22 protein-coding genes are annotated in these 26113 nt (G+C 40.9%); 8 read left to right on the top strand and 14 right to left on the bottom strand.

Translation table 11 applies throughout. From position 1 onward, the window contains the following. Nucleotides 1–295: 295 nt before the first annotated feature. The 5 genes from E2626_RS07875 to E2626_RS07855 form a co-directional block, all read right to left on the bottom strand. A complete protein-coding gene (locus E2626_RS07875; RefSeq protein ID WP_166786771.1) occupies nt 296–1015 on the bottom strand; it encodes a restriction endonuclease subunit S in 720 nt (239 codons plus the stop codon). Next, nucleotides 1015–3420: an HsdM family class I SAM-dependent methyltransferase gene (locus tag E2626_RS07870; protein WP_208528131.1), complete on the bottom strand. Its 2406-nt coding sequence runs from the start codon at nt 3418–3420 to the stop codon at nt 1015–1017. Before E2626_RS07870 ends, E2626_RS07875 begins: the two co-directional genes overlap by 1 nt. Nucleotides 3421–3683: 263 nt before the next feature. After that, complete coding sequence (locus E2626_RS07865; RefSeq protein WP_134381200.1) at nt 3684–4013, bottom strand: hypothetical protein; 330 nt, start codon at nt 4011–4013, stop codon at nt 3684–3686. Between the two features lie 68 nt (nt 4014–4081). Further along, a complete protein-coding gene (locus E2626_RS07860) occupies nt 4082–5878 on the bottom strand; it encodes an ATP-binding protein (protein WP_134381199.1) in 1797 nt (598 codons plus the stop codon). After that, on the bottom strand, nt 5871–6989 hold the full coding sequence (locus E2626_RS07855) for an SIR2 family protein (protein WP_134381198.1): 1119 nt from the start codon (nt 6987–6989) through the stop codon (nt 5871–5873). Before E2626_RS07855 ends, E2626_RS07860 begins: the two co-directional genes overlap by 8 nt. Nucleotides 6990–7532: 543 nt before the next feature. Between E2626_RS07855 and E2626_RS07850 the strand changes: the two genes are divergently transcribed. Both E2626_RS07850 and E2626_RS07845 read left to right on the top strand, forming a co-directional pair. Next, nucleotides 7533–8027: a hypothetical protein gene (locus E2626_RS07850; RefSeq protein WP_134381197.1), complete on the top strand. Its 495-nt coding sequence runs from the start codon at nt 7533–7535 to the stop codon at nt 8025–8027. Nucleotides 8028–8051: 24 nt separating this feature from the next. Further along, nucleotides 8052–8378, top strand: coding sequence for a hypothetical protein (locus E2626_RS07845; protein WP_134381196.1), 327 nt, complete (start codon nt 8052–8054; stop codon nt 8376–8378). 39 nt (nt 8379–8417) lie between these two features. Here E2626_RS07845 and E2626_RS07840 read toward each other — a convergent pair whose 3' ends face one another. After that, a complete protein-coding gene (locus tag E2626_RS07840) occupies nt 8418–9491 on the bottom strand; it encodes a hypothetical protein (RefSeq protein WP_134381195.1) in 1074 nt (357 codons plus the stop codon). 49 nt (nt 9492–9540) lie between these two features. Further along, nucleotides 9541–10020 (bottom strand): 23S rRNA (pseudouridine(1915)-N(3))-methyltransferase RlmH, encoded by a 480-nt coding sequence (gene rlmH / locus E2626_RS07835; RefSeq protein ID WP_134381194.1) that lies wholly within the window; start codon nt 10018–10020, stop codon nt 9541–9543. A 139-nt stretch (nt 10021–10159) separates the two neighbouring features. On the opposite strand from rlmH, the gene E2626_RS07830 reads away from it, so the two are divergent. Next, on the top strand, nt 10160–11575 hold the full coding sequence (locus E2626_RS07830) for an RQC-minor-2 family DNA-binding protein (protein ID WP_134381193.1): 1416 nt from the start codon (nt 10160–10162) through the stop codon (nt 11573–11575). A 208-nt stretch (nt 11576–11783) separates the two neighbouring features. On the opposite strand, the gene E2626_RS07825 is transcribed toward E2626_RS07830, so the two are convergent. Then, a complete protein-coding gene (locus tag E2626_RS07825; protein WP_134381192.1) occupies nt 11784–12404 on the bottom strand; it encodes a hypothetical protein in 621 nt (206 codons plus the stop codon). 83 nt (nt 12405–12487) lie between these two features. Continuing rightward, nucleotides 12488–13351 carry a DegV family protein gene (locus tag E2626_RS07820; protein WP_134381191.1) on the bottom strand — a complete coding sequence of 288 codons (864 nt, stop codon included), beginning with the start codon at nt 13349–13351 and terminating at the stop codon, nt 12488–12490. A 165-nt stretch (nt 13352–13516) separates the two neighbouring features. On the opposite strand from E2626_RS07820, the gene E2626_RS07815 reads away from it, so the two are divergent. The 4 genes from E2626_RS07815 (at nt 13517) to E2626_RS07800 (ending at nt 20144) form a co-directional block, all read left to right on the top strand. Beyond that, on the top strand, nt 13517–14578 hold the full coding sequence (locus E2626_RS07815; protein ID WP_134381492.1) for a saccharopine dehydrogenase family protein: 1062 nt from the start codon (nt 13517–13519) through the stop codon (nt 14576–14578). A 329-nt stretch (nt 14579–14907) separates the two neighbouring features. Next, a complete protein-coding gene (locus tag E2626_RS07810; RefSeq protein ID WP_134381190.1) occupies nt 14908–16347 on the top strand; it encodes a DASH family cryptochrome in 1440 nt (479 codons plus the stop codon). 298 nt (nt 16348–16645) lie between these two features. Next, nucleotides 16646–18280: an L-lactate permease gene (locus tag E2626_RS07805; RefSeq protein ID WP_134381189.1), complete on the top strand. Its 1635-nt coding sequence runs from the start codon at nt 16646–16648 to the stop codon at nt 18278–18280. Between the two features lie 289 nt (nt 18281–18569). Continuing rightward, nucleotides 18570–20144, top strand: coding sequence for a sensor domain-containing diguanylate cyclase (locus E2626_RS07800; RefSeq protein ID WP_134381188.1), 1575 nt, complete (start codon nt 18570–18572; stop codon nt 20142–20144). Nucleotides 20145–20644: 500 nt separating this feature from the next. Here E2626_RS07800 and E2626_RS07795 read toward each other — a convergent pair whose 3' ends face one another. Continuing rightward, nucleotides 20645–20818, bottom strand: coding sequence for a CxxH/CxxC protein (locus E2626_RS07795; RefSeq protein ID WP_424955127.1), 174 nt, complete (start codon nt 20816–20818; stop codon nt 20645–20647). Between the two features lie 340 nt (nt 20819–21158). Next, a complete protein-coding gene (locus E2626_RS07790) occupies nt 21159–22370 on the bottom strand; it encodes a S1C family serine protease (RefSeq protein WP_134381187.1) in 1212 nt (403 codons plus the stop codon). Nucleotides 22371–22621: 251 nt separating this feature from the next. Here E2626_RS07790 and E2626_RS07785 point away from each other — a divergent pair, with 251 nt between their 5' ends. Further along, entirely contained in the window at nt 22622–23584 is a 963-nt protein-coding gene (locus tag E2626_RS07785; protein WP_134381186.1) for a glutaminase, read from the top strand. Nucleotides 23585–23805: 221 nt separating this feature from the next. On the opposite strand, the gene E2626_RS07780 is transcribed toward E2626_RS07785, so the two are convergent. The 3 genes from E2626_RS07780 to E2626_RS07770 form a co-directional block, all read right to left on the bottom strand. Then, nucleotides 23806–24402, bottom strand: a complete 597-nt coding sequence (locus E2626_RS07780) for a peroxiredoxin family protein (protein WP_134381185.1) — start codon at nt 24400–24402, stop codon at nt 23806–23808. Next, nucleotides 24399–24806: a hypothetical protein gene (locus E2626_RS07775; protein ID WP_134381184.1), complete on the bottom strand. Its 408-nt coding sequence runs from the start codon at nt 24804–24806 to the stop codon at nt 24399–24401. The genes E2626_RS07780 and E2626_RS07775 overlap by 4 nt, the downstream gene beginning before the upstream one ends. Nucleotides 24807–25312: 506 nt before the next feature. After that, the gene (locus E2626_RS07770) at nt 25313–26110 is read right to left on the bottom strand and encodes an MBL fold metallo-hydrolase (protein ID WP_134381183.1); all 798 of its coding nucleotides are present in this window, start codon (nt 26108–26110) and stop codon (nt 25313–25315) included. Between the last annotated feature and the right edge of the window lie 3 nt (nt 26111–26113).

Raw genomic sequence — 26113 nt, 5'->3', positions numbered from 1 at the left:
ATACTGTCTATTTTAACTCTAGCTAATCTATCTCTGATATTGTCCATTTCAGCCTCAGCTATAACACTCTAAAAACCAAACATCATCTTAGTAGAGGGATTAGACAGGTCATAAACAGTTTGAGAAGTTTCAATTAGAACATTATTTTCACATAAATATTAAATAGGAATTATTCTATTAAAAATAATTCCTGCAGTAGTGATATAATTTTTTTGTCAAAAAAGCCCCTCAAAAAATTAATAGAGGGACTTTTCATTAATGTTAATGACTATACAGTTTACGAATAAGTATCGTTTTAATAATCTCCTTTTAGAGCATTAATAGTAAATTCCTCCCAAATTTTATTTTCTCTTTTATTTAACCTGTTTTTTATTCTTGTAATTTGAAGCCTTTTTTTATCAAGCGCGTTTACAATATCGTCAATTTTATCAAGCATTTTTGATGGGAATCTAAATCTCCTTAGATCCTCTTCAGTAACCGAAGTCTGTCCACTTGCTCCTGATTCAGCTTTTTGAAATTGCAATTGTCCAGCTGGAGAAGCTAATAAATAGACTAAGGCTTTCGGAGAAATTCCATGCGGTCTTAATATTGCTACGTGGCTATCGACAGTATAATCTCCATTTAGCTCAAACAACACTGGTTTTCCTATTGAAGTACCACCATCCATAGTGAGTAATACATCATTTTCTTTAACTTTTCTATTATCCGAAAGATTATAAAAATCTTCTTCAGAAATATATCTACAATTTTCAATATTTATTTCCATTTTTTGAATTGTTAACGTATTTATTACTGGGATTCCCTCGGATCCTTCGATGTATTTTGGTTGAGAACCCTTTATAATTGGGTTTGGTAATAGCTCACCTAAATAGAAAAAATCTTCTTCTTCAAGGAATGAATTTAGTTCATCAAACCGTTGTTCAAATTGTTTTGAGTCACACCTTAGAGAATGGGATGTTGCAATTTTAACTAAATTTCCTTTATTGAATATAGGGTAGTTTTCTCTTTCAAACACTATTCCCACTCCACTTCATTTACAAGATAATCCAAAACTGTTGTCGGATTCGTTTTATTGATAATTAATTCATATTCTTCTGAACATAAATGTAAGTTATTGATAACTTCACCACTACTCACACCTTTAAATGTGCACAGTTGATTTGGCTTACTTTTCTCTTTTCGTTTACTTAATTTATAACCAACTTCGTCTACAGAAAAAGTTGGATACTCATAATTAAAACGTTCAGCGACTTTGCTAAATGTATATCTAGTTATGTGCTTATCAATGCTACTTGAATTTAAAAGGGTCTTGTAATATTCTCTGATACTTTCAAAATTTAGATCACCCTCATATTTAAAAGGAATTACTTCCGCATTCTTACCTTTTTTTAAAATCCATTCTTTTTGATCGATGATTAAACTCAATTCTTCTACAATTGCGTCTATAAGCGCATTAGGACTAGCAAAATTTTTAATATTATTTTTTTGTATAAATGTTTTTGCCCTCTTAATTTTATTCTGTGCGAATTCCAGGTGTTCATCCCACTCTTTATCCCAATCTTCAATTTCTTGTGGGCTTTTTTTCTGGGCAAATAATAAACTAGTTAGGGTTGGAGTATCTATGAAAACATTTCTAGGTAAAGCAACAATAGATTTAATATTAAACATACGATACAAAAATATTCTTACGGGAGACAAATCTACAGCATTAAAAATAGACTCTGGCAAAACAAGGCCTAATCTACCTTTAGGTTTTAATAAATGAAAACATCTTTCTATGAAAAGACCTTCACTTGGCATTGATTCAGATAAATAAAATGCTTTATGTAGTCCTCTAATAACTTCAGAAGATAATGACACGCCAAATGGCGGATTAGAAATTACTACATCAAAAGTTTCGCTAATATCATAATTATAACGAGCCTTACTTATGCTTCTAACATTTTCACCAGCAGCACGGAGTTTGGGATCAGTATATTTTGATAAAGTTGAAAAAGCATCTTCTTTTAGAATATGCGCTGCCCCATCTCCATGTAAAACCATATTTACTTTTGCTGTTATAGCCATTACGAACTTAGGGTCAAAACCATATATGAAGTTCTCTGCCCAATAGTTTGGTGTCGCATCAGACATCCTAGCATCATAAAATTGTTTCGACTCAAAATCATCGACTAGATCACCCTCATTATTTTTAATTGCCTTAGTTATAACATTCATAGCGTGCAATAAAAATGTACCTGAACCACATGCTGGATCAATAATATATGGCAGCCTATGATCTGGATGTGTAGCTTTCTCCCAGGTACTTTTGGTTAAACCTTCTAAGTCCAATGCTCTCAACATAAATTTCACAATGTTTGAATGAGTAAAATACATACCTTTATCTTGCTTAAATCCTACTCTCAGTATTTCCTCAAAAAAAGCACCAATAATATCACCATGAAGAGCTGCTCCCCTTGTTAATGACATTGCCTCTAAAGTTTTTACTACAGATTTAACTTTTTCTTTAGAAAATTCCTTTGGGTCAATTTCATCAGCCAGAGTCGCACTTGGTTCAATATACCTTAAATATGCTTGTTTATATAATTCATTAACTTGATAAAATACTTGTTCTGCATTTTCTGGTTTTCCATTTCGATAATGGACTTGAAACTTATAGTTTTCCCCACTTCTTATTGTTCTTTCGTCATAAATTTTTGCCAAAAGACATTTAACTAAATTTATAAACAATGAATTGTCTGGGTGTTCGCCGAAAAATTCATTATGGAAACTTACAGCCACTGCTCTAAAGTCGGCTTGTGTACAGTCCAATTTTAGATCTCTATCACTGCCAGCTATAATTGGTTTATAGTCAATATCTCTATAGTCTACTGGGAAATCAGTAGAATGCGGTTTACCGTCTTCGACCCAACTTTCATATGATTTATATTTTGTATAATCAATGCACTTTAAATTAATTTCAGGATTATTTCCTTTAGGCTCAATCGTTGCATAGACTAAAAGTTTTGGCCCGCTAGTTAATGGAGCAGTTCCGAATAACTGATACTTAATAGTTGAATCTTCTTTAGTCTTGAACTCTTGTGCAGATTTAAATTCCCAAAGAGCATAAGGAAGGTTATCTTCATCATAAATCATAAGATCTACCTCATCTGATAGAGAACCGGAACTTCCATGTGCAAAATACTGTTCATGATATAAATTTTCTATTTTATACTTGTATTTTTCACTACATAGCATAGCTATAGCAAGTGCATGTACGCACTCTTCTGGATCTTGAGGTTTTGATAAATTCTCATCAGACCTTAGACGGTTCGAATAATTAATGAGCTTTCCTTTTTCGTCTATTATTATATTTTTATTTTTATCGATATTCTTTATGTTATTTATATACCAAGAATTTTCATATTCAGTTAATGGCATTTTATTCTCCTTTAATTAAAATAATTTTGATAATACCTACTCAATTTAATCTATTTTATTAATAGGGTACCATAATATTCTCTATATTTAATACTTCAATTAACTTGAGTATTTACGTTCCGTTTATGCTAAGTAAAAGTTATACTAGGCTTATCACAATATATTTTAAGAAACTATGTATTACTTTTTCTTAATTATTCATTAGATCTTCAAGTTAACGATAGTTACTTCTCGATAACAGATAAGTCGACGTTATAAGTTCATTAATTTTTATCGGGTTTTGGAAGAACTGGTTTAATTATTCCTCCAAAAACGTAGTTAATCTCATCAGAACTCCAATCCTCATAAGTATCTACATAGTCAGCAAAAAAGTATATTAACTCTAAATTGATAGGATCATTTATATTTTTATCAGTACAATCAAATACAAATGTTACATTTCTGTATGATTTTTTATTTATTCTAAAGTAAATATGTTTCACTTTTTTATTATCGTACTCTTCAACAAATGCAACATTTTTATGACCAAAATAATTAATCAACGATTTGGTAAAAAGATGATTAGGATTACTGTTCTTTAGTTTTTTTGTCATATTTTGTCCTCTTTTTATTATTATACTCTTAAATATAAATATTTCTAAAAAGCAAATATTTTATTAATTTAATGTTTTGACCACAATTTATTTAGATCTACAGTTTCTGAATAAACGCCAAACGTTTCACCATGTATATTAAGTTCCATCGGAATAGAAAAAGCTTCTCCAACAGTCAATACAGTACCTGTTCTTAGATAAGATAATCTAAATAACTGCATATCATTTATATATGGAATACTCTTTCTCATTTGTTCTAAATCTATATTATTTCGAATCCTATGAAGAATAAAGTTATTACATTGCGATAATACAGTTTTTGATAGTTCACCTGGACGTTGGCTTGCTAAAATTAAAAACAATCCAAACTTCCTACCTTCTTTAGATATTCTCTCGAAGATTTTAAGAGATTTTAAAGAATCTTCAGTATTAGCTTCGGACAAATACCGATGAGCTTCATCTAAAATAAAATGAAATACGCTGTCTACATGAGACTTTTCATTCCGAATTGATTTTTGTCTATTAAAAACTTCTTTAAGCATGTACCCAGTAAAGAATAATAAATCTGTATCCTCCATAGTAGAACAATCAATTACTGTAAATCCTTTTTTAAACTCCACGAATTCCTCAAACTTTTGCTTTTTAGAATCAGATTGATCAAATAAGGTTTTAGAGTAAGTGTAGATAATATTCTCAATACGAGTTATCAATGTAGAACAATATGATCTAATTTGAGCATTTCCTTTTGCTTCTTCAAGTAAAATTACTAGTTCAATACCTATCCATAGATCATTAATTGATTGGATTTCAACTTCTTCTTCAGTTAACAATCTAATTAATTGTTCTTGGCATTCATCGTATTGATATCCTGAGCATTGTAATACATAATCTCTAATTTTTTGCTTAAACTGTTTTTCTGCTTCATTCGAAAAATTTCCATATTGAGCACTATAAGACGAAATTGCTCTGGCTATCTCTTCAGATGGCACTTTTTCTAATAAGCCTATAATTTTAGCTCTTTTGGTTACAGCATCTGTTTGTTGATTGTTATAAAGTTCAAGAGCACTATAAGCTCTAATCCATGAACTATGTGAAGAACCATCTTTCAATAAACTAGCCATGCGTAAGCCGTTCATTAATATTGGTAATTGAGCTGCTGAAGATGGTTGAATGAGATTAATCCAGTCTTCTGTCGTAATCGTTTCAGTAGGAATAGATATTTCATCTATTGAAAGTTGATTCGAATATTCATTAGGAAATATTTGATATTCATTGTGTATATCAAATATTAAAAAATTCATTTGGTTGATATCAACTACTCTTTCCCTTAGTTCTAATAACTCTGATAAAAGCTTTCTAATAGTTGTGGATTTTCCTGAACCCGTATTTCCTAAAACACTTAAATGATTTGTTAATAATTTATTTATATTGATTTTTGGCAGGTAATCATTGGTTGAAAGCTCACCTAAAGCTATAGTTAGAGCTTCACTATCTGAATGAAATATTTTCTCCAAGTCCTCCGTAGATGTCAAAAATACGTCCTCATTTATCATCGGAAAGGAAGCAAGTCCATATTCAAATCCATTAGTTGTTATTTCACCAATTGGTATTGCCTCAAAATAAGCTTTCTCTTTAAATTTTGACTCTTCTTCTGCTAAGTAAGGTTTTTCATTTTCATATAATCCGATCACCTGAAATATATAACGCTTATCCATCTCGTTAAAGATTGTAATATAGTCATTCAACCCTCTACCTATATAAAAATCACCTAAATAATTATGACGTAAATTTTCAAGGTCAGGTACTTCAAAAACCATCTTATTAAAGAAAACCTTAGTAATATGTCCAATCCATTTTTTATTCATTAAATTCACCTATCATATAATCGATTACATTCGAAAAGTGGTGTCCATCGCCTTCACTATCCACTGTACCTCCTATAAAATGCAAATTTTTATTATGTTGATGACTACATAAAAATTCTTCTGCGTTATCCTCTTCTTTATTACCAAAAATAATTAAAGTGAAATCTTGATTAGATAAAGCTTGTGAAATTAATTGATTAATATGATGGTCTGGAAAACCATAACCTAAAACTAGCAATGTAGAATCTGGTTTCTGCAAACTAATCGTTAATGCTCGGAATAACTCGGAGTACGGAGTTTGTTGGGTTTCTGTGTGCTTATTTATAGTGGGATAAATTACTACATTCTCAATACTTCCACGTGAGCTTTTTTGTACTACGTCCACACCTTTAAAGTACCAATCAATCGAACCATGAACCTTATAAAGCTTTATATAATTCCTTATAACACTCCATTTTTCTTTATATCGATGTTGATCATCTACTAGACGTAATTGAAATACTGTTGGGTCGAATACTTTGTTAACATTCCCTCTAAATCCATTTGTATAGTGTATTGATAACGCCTCAAATGCAACTTCATTAAACAAATCATAATTAGTAGTAAATATGTTTGGTGGTGAGTAATTTTTTATACCCCTGGTAGACAGAATCTTATTATAAAAGTTTATGTAGTTTTCTTTGACATTCGCTTGCTTCTGATTAATTTCTTCGTAATCTCTAGGTATAGATGCTAATAAATTTCTTTTTGTAGTTTCAAATGATTCTTCATACGCCTCTAATTCCTTTGAACTTTCAAGACCTCCTGGAAGATCTTCTAAAAATTTCATGCCTGTATTTAACCAATTTAAGTACCCCTCTATGTCTGCAGAATCTCCATCATAATTTCCAAATTGTAAATCAGGATAATCCTGTTTAATTTTTTTGAAAGTAGAACCCATAAGTGGAACAGCAGGAACAGAACAACCTGAACCAATAAGGATATTTAAATTTTTACTCATAAGACAGTCATTCAATACTTTTTTTATTCTACCCTTTTGATCCTTAAAACTTAATCCTTTTAATAGATTATCCCCAGTTCTTAAATGATATATAAATTTGTCCTCTAACATTAAGTAAGACCCCCATTAGATGTAATGTTCACTATTCTACTTATTGAAATTTTTATATTCCGATTTACAAATGCATTATCTATATAATAACAATACTTGTCACTAAAAATACTTAAAGCACGAGATTATACAAGAAAAAATTGTATATAATTTTACTCTGTACCCAGTTTTATAAATGCAATGGGGTACCCCACCGTTTCATGCCCCACCCCTTTTATACAAGTCGTTATTAATCCAATCGGATAGATGACGGCTTTTTTGTGTTTGACAGAGATTACTAGCGCGGTGAGAGAAGCGCAACTGAAAGGAGGTGACAATTATGAATTCAGTACTAGTAACGATTTTAGTAGAGGCTTAAAAACGAAACAAATGGGTTTTTGCTAAAGATTTAAAGAAGTACGGCTTAAACAAAATGGATCTTCAACGGTTAGAAGATGAAGGGTTACTTCTTATTTCTAACCATTTTGAGGGTCACAAGGCTTTAAAGCTTACATTGAAGGGATACCGTGTTTTCATGCAAGAAAATATGAGAGGAGAATGAAGATGTTTAACTCATTTAATAAAAGAATCGAAGATGGAAGAGACTTATCTAAAAAGGAGATTCGTGAACTTATTGAATCACTACAGCAACAGTTGAATGAGGTTGATAGCAAGATACTGCTAACCATTGAGAAGAACGACCATGTGCTACTAACTCAGTTAATAAACAAACGGAAGAGGATTTACGATTTAAAAGCGGTTGTTGAAGACGCTTGTGAAGAAAAGAGCACTCACGGACTCACAAAAAGAGTTCATGAAATCTTAAAGGGTACTGCAAACGTGACTTCCATAAAAGGAGACGAGTGGGTTGATGCATGGCATGAGGCGGTAGATATGCTGAATAAGGGATCGCACCGAGCTTTATCCAGCACTGTTGTTTGGTCTCACAGTCTGATTTCTAAAGGAAACAATCTGCAGCAGCGTATGAGTAAATCTACTATGCAATACACTGCAAAAGGTATGAGCGCATTAGCAACGAAACTCACTAACAAACATTAATCCATTGAAAGGAGGTTAAAAGACATGAAGAGAATTCAAGACAACATAGTTCGTTTCATAGATGGTGCAAATGATGATATCAAGTCACTGCCGAATATCACATCATCTTCAACAGAGTCACAGAAGCGCATTGAACAGTTAAACACTTTTGTTGAGGATGTAATGGTTAAAGGCGTAGATTATGGCCTCATCAATGGCTTCTCTAAACCGACGTTGCTCAAACCCGGTGCAGAAAAGTTATGTGACGTGTTTGGCTTTTCTAAAACTGCAGAGGTTACTAATCGGCTTGAAGATTGGGATAGTGAATTATTATCTTGTGAGGTGAAATTATGTCACCTCATAATTTTATGATCAGACGGAGTCGAAAAATCATGTGAACGATGAATCAAATCATTTTCCTGATAACAATTCAATAATCTCTTTCTCTAGCTCCATTATTAATACTCTAGCATTTTCTATTAGCTTGCTTTTATATGATTTTTCATATTTAGCCATAAGTATAATATCTTGTTGCCTTCTTTTAGCAATTCCATTTTCAAAATCATTTAATATCTGCAACTCTTGATCATTCCATTTTACTTTTTCTAAGTTAATCTCAACCACAGGTGGGTACATATAATTACTGCCATTATCAAACATAGCTTTGATTTTTAAACTATCAATAATTTTATGTAATTTTTCATCTGCGGTAACAAATATCGGAACACCATTACTATTATTTATTTTGCTTGGAACTAACACTGTTAAACATAAATCGATGGAAGCATTCCAAATTGCTTGAAAAGTGTGGGAGATGTCTTTTTTCTTTGGGTGTATCATTTTTTTCATTTTTGGTGTCTCACTAAAAAAATAATGACCTAATAAAATATATGAAGCACTATACATATCAAGTTCTTTATCTAAAAAGTTTAAATACTGCATCAATAATTCGTGCCTTTTACGATTTACCGAATTTTTTTCTATCAAATATAATTTTAATAGTGAAGCATACATAATCGTTACTAAATCCTTAAAAGAACTATCGACCTCAAGGTTATCTATTTTAGAGGTTTGCAACTCACTTATATCCTTTATTTGATTATTGGGTTTTATTAGCTTACTATGTTCTACAATCTGGTAATAATTCATCGATAAGACATTTTTAAGACTATCAATCATTTGAAATGCTTTATCATAATTAACCTGAAAAGTTTGTTTGTTTCTACAAGATTCTTCTACTCCAAATTCATAATTTATTCTCACATTATTTTCAATAACATTTCTCAGAAAAGATTTCACTTCTGTAACTACCCTTTCATTGTGAGACCTTTGGAATAAAGATGGAGTATCATAAAAATCTCGAAGGTATACACAAAGATTTGTATCTAGGTACAATACAGTGTTATCGAAGTAATCTTTTTTCTTCAAATCATTGAAGCTATTTATAGAAGAATGATCATACACATTACTGAAATAAACATTCATTTTATCCCTCCAATACATTTCTAAGTTACTTTGTTAAAATTTAAACTTGTTATTTATGATAAGGCTCATTCCTGTTTATTCTGAAACTCCGATAAACCTGCTCCACCAAAACCAGCTTCATCAACTGATGAGGAAACGTCATTTTCGAAAATGACAGCCCAAAATCACTTCTCTTCAACACTTCATCACTTAATCCAAGTGATCCCCCAATGACAAAAGCAATTTTACTTTTCCCATAGGTCGCAAGCTTATCTATTTCTTTTGCCAGCTGCTCTGATGTGAGCTGTTTGCCGTTGATTTCGAGTGTGATGACGTGAGTGTCGGCTGCAATTTTAGATAGAATGCGCTCGCCTTCTTTCTGCTTGACGATTTGCATGTCGGCTTCGCTCAGGTTCTCTGGTGCTTTTTCGTCAGGGACTTCGATTTCTTCGATGTTACAGTAGGCGCCGAGGCGTTTGGTGTATTCGGCGATACCCTGTTTGAGGTATTTTTCTTTGAGTTTGCCGACTGTGATGATTTGTATTTTCATAATGGTCCTCCGGGTGTTGTGATGGTATTAGTTTAACATGAATGGGCTGCGCTGGAACTTCCGAGACTATCCAAATTAGAGTAAGGGCCTGATGGGCTTTATAATGAATTGAGGGGTTAGAAGTAAGGAGTGTTTTATTATGATGCCAGGGGTTAAGATTGAACCTTATGATAAATTATTGTTTATGCCGGTTGGGCGCAGGTATGCGAATATCCGCTCGATTGGGCATAAGGAGGAGCGTGCCGTGCTGTCCCGTCTTCAGCAGGCGGTTCATCGTGCGCTGCCTCAGTTTTCCTATAGAGAGCTTAAGGATATAAAGGAATTTTTGCATGCGGACTGCTGGCGGATGCCGGTTCCGGTGACGCGTGAGGAGGAGCTGTATCCGCAGCTGATGCGGCCTGAGATGTTTTTATGGCAGGAGCATTCGGCGCAAAGAGGCTTGCCGATTGATGAGAGTTATTTTTACGGGAAGATCTATAGCCGGCTGTCAGCTGAGGGACTGCACCATCATGTGTCGTATGTGCTGAAGGATTATGCGTTCTGTGCGAAGCTGCACCGGATGAAGCGTGAGTACTGGCTGGATCAGATCTATGATGCGTACAGCCGCCATCCTTTTATAAAGCTTGCAAAAGAAAAGAATCATGTGGTGGAAGCTGTTGAGAAGATGAACAGATCTTCTCTTTTAGCTGTGTTGAAATATCCTGAGGACATCGCATACTGGCGGCACCGCGTGGAGATTGTGATGCGTCCTTACCGTGATATTCCGGCTGAGTGGCGCTGGGAGATGTGTACGCATGAAAAAGAGCTTGCCGTAGATGGCGAGGCGCTTGTGTGCACGTGTCCGGTGTGTGAGTATGCCGTGAAGTATCACGTGAACGAGGAACGCATTGAGCTGCGTGAAGAGCCGATTATGGAGCGCACAGTGAAGCGGATCGCAACGATTGAACGCCAACTGAATGAGATTGCGGCGCAGAGTATGAATGTCGTGGGGGCGCTGCGTGATGTGCAGGATGTGAAGCTTCGGCTGGAGACTTTTAGCGGGAAGCTTGAACAGCTGATTGAACTGAAAGATGAGCTCGGTTTGGAGGCACCTGAAGTGGTTGGGTGCTACGAGCAGCTGAAGGCGGTCCGGCTACCTGAGGAGCGTGTGGAGCCGACGCTGATGAGTTTGTCTGAGGTTATGCTGCCTGATACGAAGGTGCTGAAGGCGGTGCAGCAATGGAAGACGCTTGAGGTGTATGAGGCGGCGCTTGATGAGCTGATTGCTGAATGGACAGTACTGCTTGAGGCGAACCAGCCGAAGCCGGATGATGTGATGGTTGAGGTGGAAGGCTATCAGATGACGCGTGCTGAGGTTGAGCGTGTTGAGGCTTTTTTAGATGAAACCGAGCTTACGCTGACGCTGCATTTACTCGCGCAAACCTTGATGGGGGAGCCGACGAATAAGGTACGGACGCTCGGACTTCATGAAACGGCGGTTTTTGGCATGCTTGGGGAATGGCCGGAGAAGTATGTGGTGCGGGCTGTGAAGAAGTTGTTTAAGGATAAGATTTGAGATAGATGACGCCCCGGGAGTGGTTCCCGGGCGTTTTTTTGATGGGCTCGGCCCCATGGGTATTTGTACCCAAAGTGGCGAACGTGGCGTGTTGAACGTCGAACCAGCGCGTTTGAAGCGCGAACACCACTGGTTGAACGCTGAACCCTAACTCACAAAACGCGAAACACCCGGGACATACGTCGAACCCCCCTCCCGCCACCAACCATCAAAACGTAATCGGCACTGACCCGGCATCCTCAAATACATCCGTCACTTCCCACTCATACATCTGGACCACGCTCAGCAGCGCACGTCTTGTTTCATACTCGCGTGAATTGTAAGGAACGGTAATCGACTTCTCGCCATCTGAAAATGTATAGGAGAGAACAGCTGAATTACTTTCATCTACAAGCCGTGTCACTTCCTCCACCTCATCCCAGGCGATATATTCTTCTGAAAATGTCCAGAATGAATTACCGGTTACACCGTTTTCGTCTAAATAAGCGTAGTGGTAAATGGATAATGCAAACAAAAGAGGTGCGAACGCCATCAGTAAAACGTGAAGGCCTGCGAGTTTATAAGGCGTATTCTTTCGCTCTGAAAAGCTTTTTGTAAACAGGAATGACAGCAGCACAACTGCCACCCAGATCATCGCTGCGCCAAAGCCCATATACGCTTCTGACGGGCGCAGGAATGACCAGTGGTCGCGGGAGTAGAAGAGCATATCCTGAATGAACATGACGAAGATGCCAGGTAAGAAAAATGCGGTTAAGATTAATAAAATGGCTGTGGTTGAGATATATGGCATAACCGTATCTGCATCTAAGTTGCGTATTTTACTCAGCATAAAAATAACCTCCGGGGGTTCGTCTACTTCGTTTTACGAATAAAGACGCCCGGAGGTTTCATATTTTTCCAACATTCTGACTGTTACTTTTCCATAAAGAACATGGAGATGCCGCCCGGTCCAACGTGAGTCCCAACCGAGACACCCATTTGCATGACGTAGATGTCTCCTGCAAAATCAGTTTCTTCCTGCATTTTCACCTTCAGGCTTTCTGCAACGGAAGCATCTGTTGTGTAGCCGATGATGACAAATTCGGTCTGCTCAGGGTCGTTACGCTTTTTAAATTCCTCGACGTAATGCTTCAGCACTTTTTTACGACCGCGTTCTTTTGCGACAACAGACCCTTTACCGTCCTTCATCGTCATAACAGGCTTCAGCATCAGCAGTTTACCGATCATTGCGCTCGCATTTGAGATCCGCCCGCTTTTAATCAGGTGGTTCAGGTCATCAACTGACAAAAAGTGCTTCACATTTGTTTTATATTGTTCATTGAAGCCAACGATTTCTTCAAAAGAGGCGCCTCTTTCACGAAGCAGCGCACTTTTAATTAGAAGCCAGCCGCTCCCGTGACTCATACATTTAGAATCGATGATCTGAATATGCACAGGTGAAGTCGGATGCTCCTCGTAAAAGTAATCTCTGGCAATTTCAGCAGACTGATACGAGCCGCTCGTCCCGCTAGACATACAGATACACAGAATATGTGTGTGGCCCGATTCAACCGCTTCATCCATAATCGCCAGGTACTCAGCAGGACTCGGCGCACCGGTGGTAGGGAAATCTGAGAGATTCTCAAGCATGTTAAAAAATGTTTCCGGATTGATTTCAACTTTATCTTTATAGGATTTGCCGTCAATATTAATCTTCAGTGGGGCCGTACTGATATCGTATTTCTCAAGCACTTCATTCGATAGATCGCATGTCGAATCAGCCATTATTTTGATCATATGAACCTCCAGTAATACTTGTTGTGCCTCTATTGTAAGCCATTTCAATGGTAAAAAGCGATTTAGTTGCATATTTCAACTAGTTTTGTGACTTCTTTTAAAAGGAAATTTTTTCTTCACACTGTTATACTGATGAACAATTACGATGCTGAGAGGATGACCACGATGTCAAAATGGATGATCTATGGAGCAAACGGTTATACAGGCGAGCTCATTGCGCGCCAGGCAGTAAAAGACGGCATGACTCCGGTACTTGCCGGACGAAATGAAGAAGCGATCAGGAAGCTTGCGGGTGAGCTTGGACTGGAGTTGAGCGTATTCTCACTTGATGATCCGGGAACGGTTGCTGAAAAACTCGAAGGAATGGAACTTGTCCTCCACTGTGCCGGACCTTTTTCAAAGACAAGCCGTCAAATGGTTGAAGGCTGCCTTGCTGCAGGTGCACACTACCTCGACATTACCGGTGAGATCGGTGTGTTTGAAATAATTCATAACCCTGACATGTCAAAGCGCGCTGCTGATAAAGGAATTGTGCTCTGTCCAGGCGTTGGTTTTGATGTGATTCCGACAGACTGCACGGCGCACAAATTAAAGGAACTGATGCCAAATGCTGTTGAGCTGTCACTCGCATTTTCCTTCCTCGCAGGCATGTCGCCAGGCACAACGAAAACGATGATTGAAGGACTTTCCGGGGGAAGCGCTGAGCGGAAAGACGGTAAGATTATTTCATTTCCAATGGGTTCTAAAAAACGGACAATGGATTTTGGCAAAGGTCAGCAGACAGTCACCGCGATTCCCTGGGGCGACGTGTCAACGGCGTACTATACGACGAAGATTCCAAATATCACAACATGGATCCCGCTGCCTGAGCGTCAGATCCGCGGCGCACGTGTAATGTCACTTTTCGCACCCGTGCTCGGCACAAAGCCTGTCCAGAAGCAGCTGTTGAAATGGGTCGACCGCTCCGTCAAAGGACCGGATGAACGTGCACGCGAAAACGCACCTTCTTACATTACCGGTGAAGCAAAAGCAGCTGACGGCCGGACAATCACAGTGCGGCTGAAAACAACGAATGCCTATACGCTGACTGCACTTGGGTCACTCGAAGTCGTACGACGGATGCTCGGACGCGATCTCCCATCAGGAAGCTTTACGCCGGCCGGACTGTTTGGCTCGGGGCTGGTGGAGTCGCTGGAAGGGTCAGGAACGTTTGAGATTGTGGAATAGACAATGAGTCCGGGATTTGGGATCCCGGGCTTTTTTGTGTGGATTTGAGGGGTGGATAGCGATTTCTAGGATTGTTTGTGTACTTGCATGGGAGATTTCAGTTGAAATACATAGGCCCAATTACACTTTTCTACGAACCACGTTTGTTTTTCTAAGAACCTCCATGTTTATTCTAAGAACAGAGCATTATTTTCTTTGAACATCCCAGTCAGTTCTTTGAACATTCACCTTTTTTCTACGAACACCTCCGCCAAGCCGACCAAAACTTTCTTCCACCCCCCCTATTCTTTTACAATATCCCTAACACATTTACAAAAGGAGCGAACCCAATGGAGATTGCAGCTGTCTGGTTCAGAAATGATCTGCGGACGATTGACCATCAGCCGCTCCGGCGTGCAGTGGCAAGCGGACTACCGGTAGTTGGTGTGTATGTGTTTGACCCGGAGATGATGCGGGAGACTGACTATGGATTTAAGAAAATGGAGAAGTTCCGCGCTGCATTTATTAAGCAGAGTGTTGAGGATCTGCGTAGTGAATTGAAAGAGCTTAGCATCCCACTTTTCGTGCGCACCGGGGATCCAGCGGAGGTTTTTACGGAGCTGAACGAGCAGTATTTCGTGAAGTGTCTGTATCTGCATGAGGAAATCGGGAGCGAGGAGAAAGCAGTTGAGCAGCGGGTACGGCAGGCGCTTCAGGCAAAAGTGTCGATTGATCACGGACACAACCTGTATGACCCGGTGGATTTACCGTTTGACTCTTACAGCGTGCCGGATACCTTTTCTCAGTTCAGAAAGCGTATTGAAAAGAATGATGTGCTGCTGATGCGACCTTCACTTTCAAAGCCTTCAGCCGCCGCGAAAAGTGTGGAGGTGGATGAAGGAGAAATTCCGTCTTTATCAGCGCTCGGATTTGATGAGCTGGACGAGCCACTTCGTTTCTGCGGTGGGATGACTGAAGGACTGAAACGCATGGCTCACTACTTTTTTGACACGGATCAGCTCCGCATTTATAAAGAAACGCGTAACGGTATGCTAGAAGAGAATGATTCTTCAAAGCTTTCCCCGTGGCTCGCGCATGGGTGTTTGTCGCCGCGAATGGTGATGGATGAAGTGCGGCGCTATGAGGATGAGCGGGTGAAAAACAGTTCGACGTACTGGCTGTATTTTGAATTACTGTGGCGTGATTATTTTCACCTGGTGCACAGGCGTTACGGGGATGATTTGTTTGCGGCATCCGGCTTGCGTGACCGGACGCCGCCGTGGGATCGTGACGAGCAGCTTGAGTCAGCCTGGATGAACGGTAAGACTGGATATCCGCTGGTGGATGCTGCGATGCGGGAGCTTTCTGCGACAGGGTTTATGTCGAACCGCGCGCGGCAGAATGTGGCGAGCTTTTTAACAAAAAACCTTGGGCTCGACTGGCGGATTGGCGCTGCCTGGTTTGAGTCACTGCTCATTGATTATGACGTGTCCAGTAATTACGGGAATTGGCTGTATCTGGCAGGTGTCGGAAATGATGCGGTACAGTTCAGGGCGTTCAACGTGGTGAAGCAGGCGCGGGATTATGATCCGGATGGCGCGTATTTGCGGACGTGGCTGCCGGAGCTACGCAGGGTGCCGGGGGCAAGAATATTTGCACCTTATGAAATGAACTATGAAGGACAGCAGGCTGCTGGCGCTGTGATCGGGCGGCATTATCCGGCGCCGGTTGTTGATTTGTTTGAGTCAGTGGAGCGGAATAAGGAGCGGTTTTTGTATGTGATGAAGTGAAATCCGGGGGTGATGCCTCCGGATTTTTTGGTGTGCAGTGTGGTTTTGGGTGTAGGTCTTTTTACACTATTCCACGAACCTTGGTGTTTTTTCTCTGAACGTGCCTCGTTTTTCTATGAACCATACGTGTTATTCTCCGAACATGCCCTGTTATTCTCTGAACATGCACGTTTATTCTCCGAACCACACACCGCCAAACCTCCAAAAACATTTGTGAAAAAATTCACAAGCGGATCATTCATCCCCCATAAAACCTGTTATAATCTAAGTATCAAACAACCCGATAAGGATGATTCTGATGACGTTTTTGCAAATGCTGACTGCACTAACCCCAGTGTTAGCCGTGTTTTTATTTCTCGTTATTCTCAAATTACCTGCTGCAAAAGCGATGCCGATTAGTCTTGGCGTCACAGCGCTGCTTGCATTTTTCATCTGGCAGGTGCCTGCTGTACAGATTTCTGCTGCGATCATTGAAGGACTGATTATTGCTGTATCGATTCTTTGGATTGTATTTGGAGCCATTCTTCTGCTCAATACGCTGAAAAAAAGTGGTGCGCTTGATTCGATCCGTAATGGTTTTACGCAGATCACAGCTGACCGGCGCGTTCAATTGATTATTATTGCCTGGCTGTTTGGCTCATTTATCGAAGGAGCAGCGGGGTTTGGAACGCCTGCAGCAATTGCGGCACCTCTTCTGGTCGCGCTTGGCTTCCCTCCTTTAGCGGCGGTTGCACTCGCACTGATTGCTGACAGCTCTGCGGTATCATTTGGGGCAGTCGGTACGCCGATTATTGTCGGTGTGAATCAGGGACTGAACGAAGGAAGCTCACTTGCGCCGGTTGTTCAGGAAGAGCTTGGCGGCGCGGCGATTGGACCTTATTTGCAGGAAGTAGCCAGCACAGCCGTCTTTATTGATTTGTTTATCGGAACGTTTATCCCGCTCATTCTCGTCATAATGCTGACCCGCTTTTTCGGTGAAAACCGCTCATGGAAAGAAGGCTTTCAGATCTCCCCGTTTGCGATTTTTGCAGGGCTCGCATTTACAGTTCCCGCTTTCACCGTCGCGACGCTTCTCGGACCTGAATTCCCGTCTATTATTGGTGGACTCGTCGGACTGATGATCGTTGTGCCCGCTGCTAAAAAAGGATTCCTTTTGCCGAAAAAAGCGTGGGATTTCGGTGCAGCAGATCAGGTGAAAACTGAAGCTGTTACACCTGGCACGATGCCGCTCTGGAAAGCATGGCTGCCTTACCTGATCGTCACTTCACTGCTCGTACTGACCCGTATCGATGCACTTCCGCTAAAAGGATGGCTGCGTGAGGTCCAGGTTGGCTGGAGCAATATTTTAGATACCGGGATCACCACTTATTTCGAGCCGTTTTACCTGCCGGGTACTGTCTTTTTAGTGGCGGTCCTATTGACTGCGATCATTCATCATATCCGTGCAAAAGAAGTCGCTTCCGTATTTGGTCAATCTGCCAAAACGATGGTTGGCACGGCCATTGCGCTTGGTACGGCTGTGCCAATGGTTCGTATTTTTATTAATTCAGGGGTGAACAGCGCAGACCTGCTCAGCATGCCGCTTGAGCTTGCGGACTTCGTCTCCGCGGCTGCAGGTACAAATTGGCCGCTCGTTGCTCCAGTAATCGGCGCACTTGGTTCTTTCATTTCAGGCAGTGCAACGTTCAGCAGCATGATGTTCTCACTGTTTCAATTCAGCGTGGCTGACCAGATTGGCGCTGATCCGCAGGTTGTACTTGCCCTTCAGGTACTCGGTGCGAATGCCGGTAATATGATCTGTGTGTTAAATGTGGTCGCTGCTGCATCTGTTGTCAATCTGACCGGTAAAGAAGGTACCATTATCCGGATGACGCTCGTGCCGATGATGTTTTATGTGATAATGGCCGGGATTATTGGCTTTATACTCTTATAAACTGAGCGCTGTTCAGATAGGGATCTGGACAGCTTTTTTTATGATAAGGATATAGGTGTTTATACCCTATCTCATGAACCAACAGCATCATTTCCGGAAACTTCACTGTTATTTACTGAACATTAAAGGGTATATCCAGAACATCAGATAAAATCTCATGAACCAACACATATAGACAAGTTTTTAAAAACTTTTAGACAACATTTACGTGCTGAATGCAGATGATTATGAGATACTTATATGTATAAAAAGGGCACTTAGCCCTATTTCACACAAGGGGTGTGATGTGATGAGGGAATTGCTGATTTATATGGCTCTCTACCTGCTTCCTGCTTTGATGATGTTTTATATGGCAGCAGACGTATTGTTGAGAAACTGGAGAAGAACTGAGCATTTATTATTAAGCGCCTATATCGCCTGTTACGGTATCCTATTCACAACGGAATTCGTGCGTCAGCAGGTTGAACTCTCCTACAGCCCCGTATTAATCACATACGTTTTTGGAAATGCGGGATTATTGATCCTGTGTTTATCCATGCATTTTATTATTAAAATCACGCATGTAAATGAAAAAATGCCGTCTTTCCTTTATCCATGGGTACTTTATATTCCCGCCATTCCCATTCCACTGACTTTTGTTTTCCAAACTAATATCACTAACAGTTCAGTTTTTGAGCGTGAAGGACTCTTCATCTACCCTCAATTCAATGCGGCATACATCGCGACAATGGTTGGCGGGCTGACGCTTTCTTTCTTTATTATCTGGATGCTCCATCAGCTGGGGAAAAAAGCTGTTGCGCCTCAGCAGCAAAAAATTATCAGTCTGTTAATTGTGATTGCCATTCTGGTTCAGGTTTGGAATTTCGTTTTCGGTATTTTTGAATTCAGAGGCATTATGCCGCCGTATCCATACATTTATGGCGGAATCATATGGATTGGTGCACTTGCCTACGGAATGAAAAAATTTGATTTTCTCGCTTCCTATCATAAACGCTTCTCTACTTTGCACGAAATTAATCCTTCACCTATTTTACTGATTGACCATGAAGGAATTATTGAAAGTGCAAACCCTGCAGCACTGTCTTTTTTAAATGTAAAAAATTTAAAAGGAAAGCAGTTTACCAATTATATTTCCGATGATCGGAAAGAAGGCGCATTAACCCGGTTTCAGTATATGTTTGAAAGAGGCCAGCGGATCAGCCAGTATGAGTCGCGGATCACGACAGAAGATGGTGCAAAGAAATACATTTTGATCGACGGAGATTTTGTTTTTGTCGAGCATAACCTTTATATTTTATGCATTTTAAGAGACGTTCAAATGTATAAAGAGGCGGAAGAAACGATCCGTTTCCTTGCCTATCACGATGCGCTGACAAAGCTGCCAAACCGCCGCGCCTTTTACGAGGAAGCTGCCACTGTATTAAAAGGATCTCAGCCTACCGCGATGCTGATCCTGGATCTCGATGATTTTAAATCAGTCAATGATACGTTCGGTCATCAGACAGGCGATGAATTTTTAATGCATGTCGGTGAGGTGCTGAAGGAAACTGTAGGTGAAAAAGGACTTGCCGCCAGAGTCGGCGGTGATGAGTTTTTCGCGTTTGTACAGTGCAATGAAGACGATGAATTCAAACGGCTGCTGACCCGTTTAATGGATAGCTTTGAAGACCGCCCGTTCTGGGTCGACAACACCCCGCTTATTATCCGTTTCAGTCTGGGTGTGAGCTGTTATCCTGAACACGGTACAAAGCTTGAGACGTTGATTCATAAAGCAGATCAGGCGATGTACAAGATCAAAAGGAACGGCAAGAATGACTACTTTATTTGGAATGAAGAGCTGGAAACATCACAAAGCTCACGTTAAAAGCCATTTTCGGGTTGAGCCCGGAAATGGCTTTTTTGATTTGGAGAAATAGTCGGTCAGTAATGTGTGAACTGTGAGCTTGCGGAGCGGATTTGTGAGTTGAGCGGCGAAGTTTGTGAGTTCACTTACCGAGTTTGTGAGCTTACTGATGAGTTTTATCAGTTTCATTACTTCAGATCTATATCGTTTTATGTTTCAGCGCGCCTGCTTCCACTTTTCTATTTGTCCAGTTCCGACTTGCAGGAGCTGGCACGTTTCCTTCAGCTCTGTCCGATAAGTCAACATCGGCTCACTTCGTTCACCGTGTTTCCTTTATCTCCGACGCTTCAGTCCAACGTGTACGCCCCTAATCGCTCGTCTCCACTTTTCTATTTGTCCACTGTGGATAGATTTTTGTCATATGGTGTAGAAATTGGATTGAGGTTATTCGACCTCTATAAACAGGTTGTCCACAAAAGTTATACACATATCCACAATTTCTATCCACATTTCGTATGAGATCATTTGTTCTCCACAATATATATGGCTCTGCCATCGCAGTATTCACACTTTGTGGACAACTCTTCATGGTTATCCACTGTCTCTAAATGGGGGACTTCTTCTGTTTCATCTACCACCACATCGAGTGCTAATTCGACATGTTCTTTACAACATAAAATGCGCAAACGTGTCACCACCTTTTGATGTGATTGTATCATGAATAGGTTTTTAACAAATTGACTTCTGATTTCCATTCCAGGCGGATGCTTTCCGCGGACGAACGCTCAGGCCAGGCAGAAAACCACTGCCTTCCGGGGTCTTTCACGACCGTTTTTCCGCAGGTGTCACCGCCTTACACTCCAATCATCAGCTTTACAAAAACAATCATTAGAGCTCCAAAAAAAAGAGCAGGAGCGTGGAGGGCTCCTGCTGAAAATAGGCTTAAGAAATAGAGTTTTTCTGTAGTTTGTGTGGACTTGACATCTATATGAACTCCTTTGGGAGGAGATAATTTAGATTTTGCTAAGCTTTTCTTTATAACTGTGAATCATCAGTCAGTGTGAGTGTCACTTCTACCATTTCACCGTTGCGGTATACTTTCACCTGCATGTCATCTCCTACGCTTTTTTCAGTGTAAAGGTGCTGGCGGAGTTCCATGCTGTTGTTGATTTTTTCGCCATCCATTTCGACGATGACATCCATGTCTTCCAGTCCTGCATTATCAGCTGCTGAACCTTCTACTACCCGTTCAACTACGACGCCTGTTGTCACTTCTTCAGGTAAGTTAAGCTCCTGCTTCTGATAGACAGCCGGTACGTTTGCAAGGTCAAATAATGTGATGCCCATTGTTGGACGGTCTACTTCACCTTTCGCTTCGAGATCTTCTATAATCGGCTGGGCCATGTCGATTGGAATGGCAAGCCCGATTCCTTCAACGGATGACTGGGCGATTTTCATAGAGTTGATCCCGATCAGCTGACCCTGGCTATTCACGAGCGCCCCGCCTGAGTTACCGGGGTTAATCGCTGCATCCGTTTGAATCACTTCTGCCTGCCAGTCAACCTGACCATCCTGATTAATGTCTACTGGAATCGTACGTTCAACGCCTGATACAACACCGGTTGTCACTGATCCTGAGAACTGCAGTCCAAGCGGATTACCGATTGCGATAACTGGTTCTCCGGGCTTAAGTGCCTGTGAATCTCCAAATTCAGCGACTGTTTCTACATTTTCACCGCTGATTTGAAGCACTGCTAGGTCAGTCCATTGATCCCCGCCGAGTACGGTCGCTTCCTCTTTCGTGCCATCAGCAAGCGTTACTTCTACCTGATCACTGCCTTGGATCACATGGTAGTTTGTCACGATAAATGCGCTGTCACCTTCTTCTTTATAAATGACACCGGAGCCTGTTCCTGCTTCCTGTGCTTCGCTTTGCTGCTGACCAAACATTGAACCGCCTGCCTGCAGGTTTGTTACGCCAACAACTGCATCTCCAGCTTTTTCAACGGCGCTTGTCACGTCAGTTGTCACATCGTAAGATACTGACTGCGTTTCAGCAGCCGACTGTTCAGATGTGCCTGAATTGTTTAAAACATTATTTCCTCCACTGTCCATCATTGGAAAAGCCAATGCGACCATCAGCGCACCGACAATCACCCCGACAAGACTTGAAAAGAAATAGCCTGCTTTGTTTCCACCTTTTTTAGTGGAGCGTTCTGAATTTGTATGATCGTCGTAATAACCCATTTATATCATCCTTTCAATTGCTTGCTTCTGCTATATTTCACATTATAGTCAGCGAAAATGAAAATCAGATGAAAAAAAGCTTAATGTTTTAAAAAAATTGTCTGCAATGTGCAAAAAATCACTCAATGACTGTAAAGTATGAGAACTGACTTAATTTGAATACTAAAAAAGACGTCCATTTTTCCAAACGGTTAGATATTCATCGGAAAGGGAAAAGACAATCATGAACTTTATAACAGGAGGCTGGGGAAATGAGAAGTGAAGAAGTTTATGAAAAGCTGAAGCAATGGGTTGAAGATAACCGCTCACACACAATGCTTGGTGAGCCAGCACAATACATACCGGCTCTTGCGAATCAGGATCGTGATCAGCTTGGTATTTGTATCATGGATATTGACGGGGACACTTATATGGCCGGGGAAAGTGACGTAACATTTACGCTGCAGAGTATTTCCAAGATCATCAGTTTTGTTGCCCTGTGTCATTTTAAAGGACTGGATTTTGTATTGGACAAAGTGGACGTTGAGCCGACCGGAGAATCGTTTAACTCAATTATTCCATTTGAAATCCACAGACCGGGTAAACCATTTAATCCGCTTATTAACGCGGGTGCTATCACGGTAGCTTCCATGCTGCCCGGCGATAATGTCTCTGAGAAATTTGAAAGATTTCTGTTGTTTGTAGAAGGCATGATCGGCCGGCAGCTTGAGCTTGATCAGGAGGTCTATGAGTCGGAATGGAAAACGGCTCACCGTAATCGCGCGCTCGCTTACTACCTGAAAGAATCAAGTTTGCTGGACCTCGATGTTGAGGAAGCGCTTGATATCTACATCCGTTTGTGTGCGATCAGTATAGATCTTAAAGACCTCGCTAAAATAGGGCTGGTCATTGCGCACGATGGGTATGACCCAATTGAAAAGCAGCAGATCTTCAGCAGTGACGTAGCCAGAATTGCGAAAGTCCTGATGGTCACATGCGGCATGTACAATTCATCAGGTAAATTCGCTGCGCACGTAGGAATTCCCGCAAAAAGTGGCGTGTCCGGAGGCATCCTGGCATCCGTTCCGCCAAAATGGCACTCACCCGAAAAAGCATTCCGGAAAGGCTGCGGCATCGCTGTATTCAGCCCGGCGATTGATGCAAATGGGAACAGTGCTGCAGGAACAATGCTGCTGAGACAGATTTCTGAGGAATGGGATTTTAGTATTTTTTAATATAGACTCTACTGCCAGCCCTGGCTGGCAGTTTTTTGCGTATTGAACATAGGTCAAATTACATGAAACGTCGAAGATTGTCATGCGAGTGGCGAACCACACTGATTTTCTTTCGAACATAGCACGTTAACCGTTGAACATGAGAGGTTTACCTCCGAACATCCACTAAATACCCGCGAACCACCATACCGCAAAACAAAAAACCACCCTTTGGCGGTTTTTTAAAGGTCCTCCATCATATCAATCATCATTTCCCGATCCATCGGGCCCATCAGCTTGCGCTGGATTACACCTTCTTCATCAATCAAATAAGTCGTTGGGATATAAAATGCCTGAAATTCTTCTCCCATAATCCCGGTTTCATCAAGCAGAATAGGGAAGGTTAGCCCGTAGTCGTCTACAAACGAGTTGATTTTATCAATGCCGTTATCTTTACTTGTCAGGTTAACAGCCAGAATCTCAACGTTCTGATCCTTAGCTTCATTTTCATAGTACTCCTGCATATGAGGCATTTCTGCCATACATGGCGGGCACCAGGTTGCCCAGAAGTTCAGAATAACTTTCTGACCCCGGTAGTCTTTGAGATTAACGATTTCACCGTCAAGTGTCGGTGCCTGAACATCAGGTACGGGGTTACCTTCTTTTACAGCGCCGCTGGATTCAACTGGCGCTGCGCTTTCGTTATCAGCAGGTGCGACGGCGTATTGTTCCTGAAGTGCATCGAGCTCCTGGCGTTCTTTTTGGTCGTTCATGACATTTACAATTAATAATGCTACTAATACTCCTACTAATCCGAAGGCTAATAGTCGTGGGATCATCGGTGAATCCTCCTTATTGTTAAAAACCAGACTGTGATACTGATCAGCCAGCTATAAATGAGTCCGGCAGTGATAAAATCTCCATTTAGCGAAACCGTCAGCCACTGAAGCGCAAGCACAATCAGCAGGCTCAGCCATGGGGCTTCTTTCAAAAGGCGGCTCGTTTTTGGCCAAATGAGTACAAGCAGTACTAAGAATACGCCTGCGAGCAGTGCGTCTATGATTGAAGAGGCAGTTAGTATCAGCTTAACTGCTTCTGTAACGGTTAATACGATCAGCCATGCGGGCAGCCAGTATACTGTGATCTCCGGCGTTTTTCGGCTGTAATAGATGAGCTGAAGCAAAACCGCTGCGACGGCAAGTAATAATCCTAAATCGCCTCCATTGTAATACAGAATGGACATGGGCGCTTTTAAAATGTAATTAAAATAGAAGAGGATACTTGAAAATTTCCAGACGAGTACAAATGTATAAAACAGGTTCGATACCTTGGATGCTAAAAATTTGTCTGATTGCCGGATACGAAACCAGGCAACAGCAAATGAAATGAGCAGCGCAATCTGTGTGGATGAAATAATGAGTGCGCGAATATTATACCATTCGATTTGATACCCCTCCTCCTATTTTCTCCTCCTATCAGTCTACTTGATTTGTGCGAAAAAGGGACCGGATTTGCCTGATGTCACAAAGGTGTTGGAAAGTCTGTGGTGGTAATGGGAAGGGGTGCGGCGTAGGTCTAATGATACTTTTCTAAGAACCATCGTGTTTTTTCTACGAACCATGTCTGTTTTTCTTAGAATATGACCTCCGGTTCTTTGAACGTCACATGTTTTTCTACGAACATCACCACATTTTCTCCGAACCACCCCACACACGACAGCCAAAAAAACAGCACCACCCGAAGGCAGTGCTACACAATTTTATAAAGTTCTGTTGCCGTTTTTGCATCTGTGTCATAAAGGTCGAATGTTTCTCCAACCTTTAATCCGCAGCCCTCAAGTGTTTGCGAGACACTCATGCGGGCGAGATCCTTCATATTATTGTCTTTAGAAAGGTGAGATAAGTAGATGCGTTTTGTCTCATCCGTCAGCACTTCGCTCATGGCAATCGCCGCGTCTTCATTGGAAACGTGACCGACATCACTCAGAATCCGGCGCTTGATGCTCCATGGATAATGGCACATGCGCAGCATGCCCACATCATGGTTGCTTTCAAAGACGTAGACATCTGCACCTTTAATGATCCCTTTCATACGTTCACTCACATATCCTGTGTCTGTAATGAGCACGATTTTCTTGCCATTCTCATGAAACACGTAAAACATTGGCTCCGCGGCATCATGTGACACACCGAATGATTCAATATCCAGACTGCCAAATGACTGGACTGTCTCCATCGGGAAAATAAACTTTTGTTCGCTGTTCACCTTTCCAATGAGCGGTTCCATCGCGTGCCACGTTTTTTCATTTGCATAAATCGGCAAATTGTAGCGGCGGGCCAGTATGCCAAGGCCTTTAATATGGTCGCTGTGTTCGTGTGTCACCAGAATGCCGCTCAGATCTTTAATTGAACGGTCAATCTGGCTGAAGAGTCCTTCCATCTGTTTGCCGCTGAGGCCGGCATCTACCAGAAAGGAATGCTGCTCATTTTCTATAAAAGTTGCATTGCCTGTACTGCCGCTTGCCAGTACACTCATATGCATCGTCATATT

Source organism: Jeotgalibacillus salarius (genome assembly GCF_004405125.1).
GTDB classification, from domain to species: domain Bacteria; phylum Bacillota; class Bacilli; order Bacillales; family Jeotgalibacillaceae; genus Jeotgalibacillus; species Jeotgalibacillus salarius.
Note: the sequence above shows the minus strand (reverse complement) of the source record. Positions and strands in the feature narration are given on the sequence as shown.

Excerpts from the sequence above, each read along its gene's own strand:
- E2626_RS07870 (WP_208528131.1), bottom strand. The coding sequence starts at position 3,420 with ATGCCATTAACTGAATATGAAAATTCTTGGTATATAAATAACATAAAG.
- E2626_RS07865 (WP_134381200.1), bottom strand. The coding sequence starts at position 4,013 with ATGACAAAAAAACTAAAGAACAGTAATCCTAATCATCTTTTTACCAAA.
- E2626_RS07860 (WP_134381199.1), bottom strand. The coding sequence starts at position 5,878 with ATGAATAAAAAATGGATTGGACATATTACTAAGGTTTTCTTTAATAAG.
- E2626_RS07855 (WP_134381198.1), bottom strand. The coding sequence starts at position 6,989 with ATGTTAGAGGACAAATTTATATATCATTTAAGAACTGGGGATAATCTA.
- E2626_RS07850 (WP_134381197.1), top strand. The coding sequence starts at position 7,533 with ATGTTTAACTCATTTAATAAAAGAATCGAAGATGGAAGAGACTTATCT.
- E2626_RS07845 (WP_134381196.1), top strand. The coding sequence starts at position 8,052 with ATGAAGAGAATTCAAGACAACATAGTTCGTTTCATAGATGGTGCAAAT.
- E2626_RS07840 (WP_134381195.1), bottom strand. The coding sequence starts at position 9,491 with ATGAATGTTTATTTCAGTAATGTGTATGATCATTCTTCTATAAATAGC.
- rlmH (WP_134381194.1), bottom strand. The coding sequence starts at position 10,020 with ATGAAAATACAAATCATCACAGTCGGCAAACTCAAAGAAAAATACCTC.
- E2626_RS07830 (WP_134381193.1), top strand. The coding sequence starts at position 10,160 with ATGATGCCAGGGGTTAAGATTGAACCTTATGATAAATTATTGTTTATG.
- E2626_RS07825 (WP_134381192.1), bottom strand. The coding sequence starts at position 12,404 with ATGCTGAGTAAAATACGCAACTTAGATGCAGATACGGTTATGCCATAT.
- E2626_RS07820 (WP_134381191.1), bottom strand. The coding sequence starts at position 13,351 with ATGATCAAAATAATGGCTGATTCGACATGCGATCTATCGAATGAAGTG.
- E2626_RS07815 (WP_134381492.1), top strand. The coding sequence starts at position 13,517 with ATGTCAAAATGGATGATCTATGGAGCAAACGGTTATACAGGCGAGCTC.
- E2626_RS07810 (WP_134381190.1), top strand. The coding sequence starts at position 14,908 with ATGGAGATTGCAGCTGTCTGGTTCAGAAATGATCTGCGGACGATTGAC.
- E2626_RS07805 (WP_134381189.1), top strand. The coding sequence starts at position 16,646 with ATGACGTTTTTGCAAATGCTGACTGCACTAACCCCAGTGTTAGCCGTG.
- E2626_RS07800 (WP_134381188.1), top strand. The coding sequence starts at position 18,570 with ATGAGGGAATTGCTGATTTATATGGCTCTCTACCTGCTTCCTGCTTTG.
- E2626_RS07790 (WP_134381187.1), bottom strand. The coding sequence starts at position 22,370 with ATGGGTTATTACGACGATCATACAAATTCAGAACGCTCCACTAAAAAA.
- E2626_RS07785 (WP_134381186.1), top strand. The coding sequence starts at position 22,622 with ATGAGAAGTGAAGAAGTTTATGAAAAGCTGAAGCAATGGGTTGAAGAT.
- E2626_RS07780 (WP_134381185.1), bottom strand. The coding sequence starts at position 24,402 with ATGATCCCACGACTATTAGCCTTCGGATTAGTAGGAGTATTAGTAGCA.
- E2626_RS07775 (WP_134381184.1), bottom strand. The coding sequence starts at position 24,806 with ATGTCCATTCTGTATTACAATGGAGGCGATTTAGGATTATTACTTGCC.
- E2626_RS07770 (WP_134381183.1), bottom strand. The coding sequence starts at position 26,110 with ATGACGATGCATATGAGTGTACTGGCAAGCGGCAGTACAGGCAATGCA.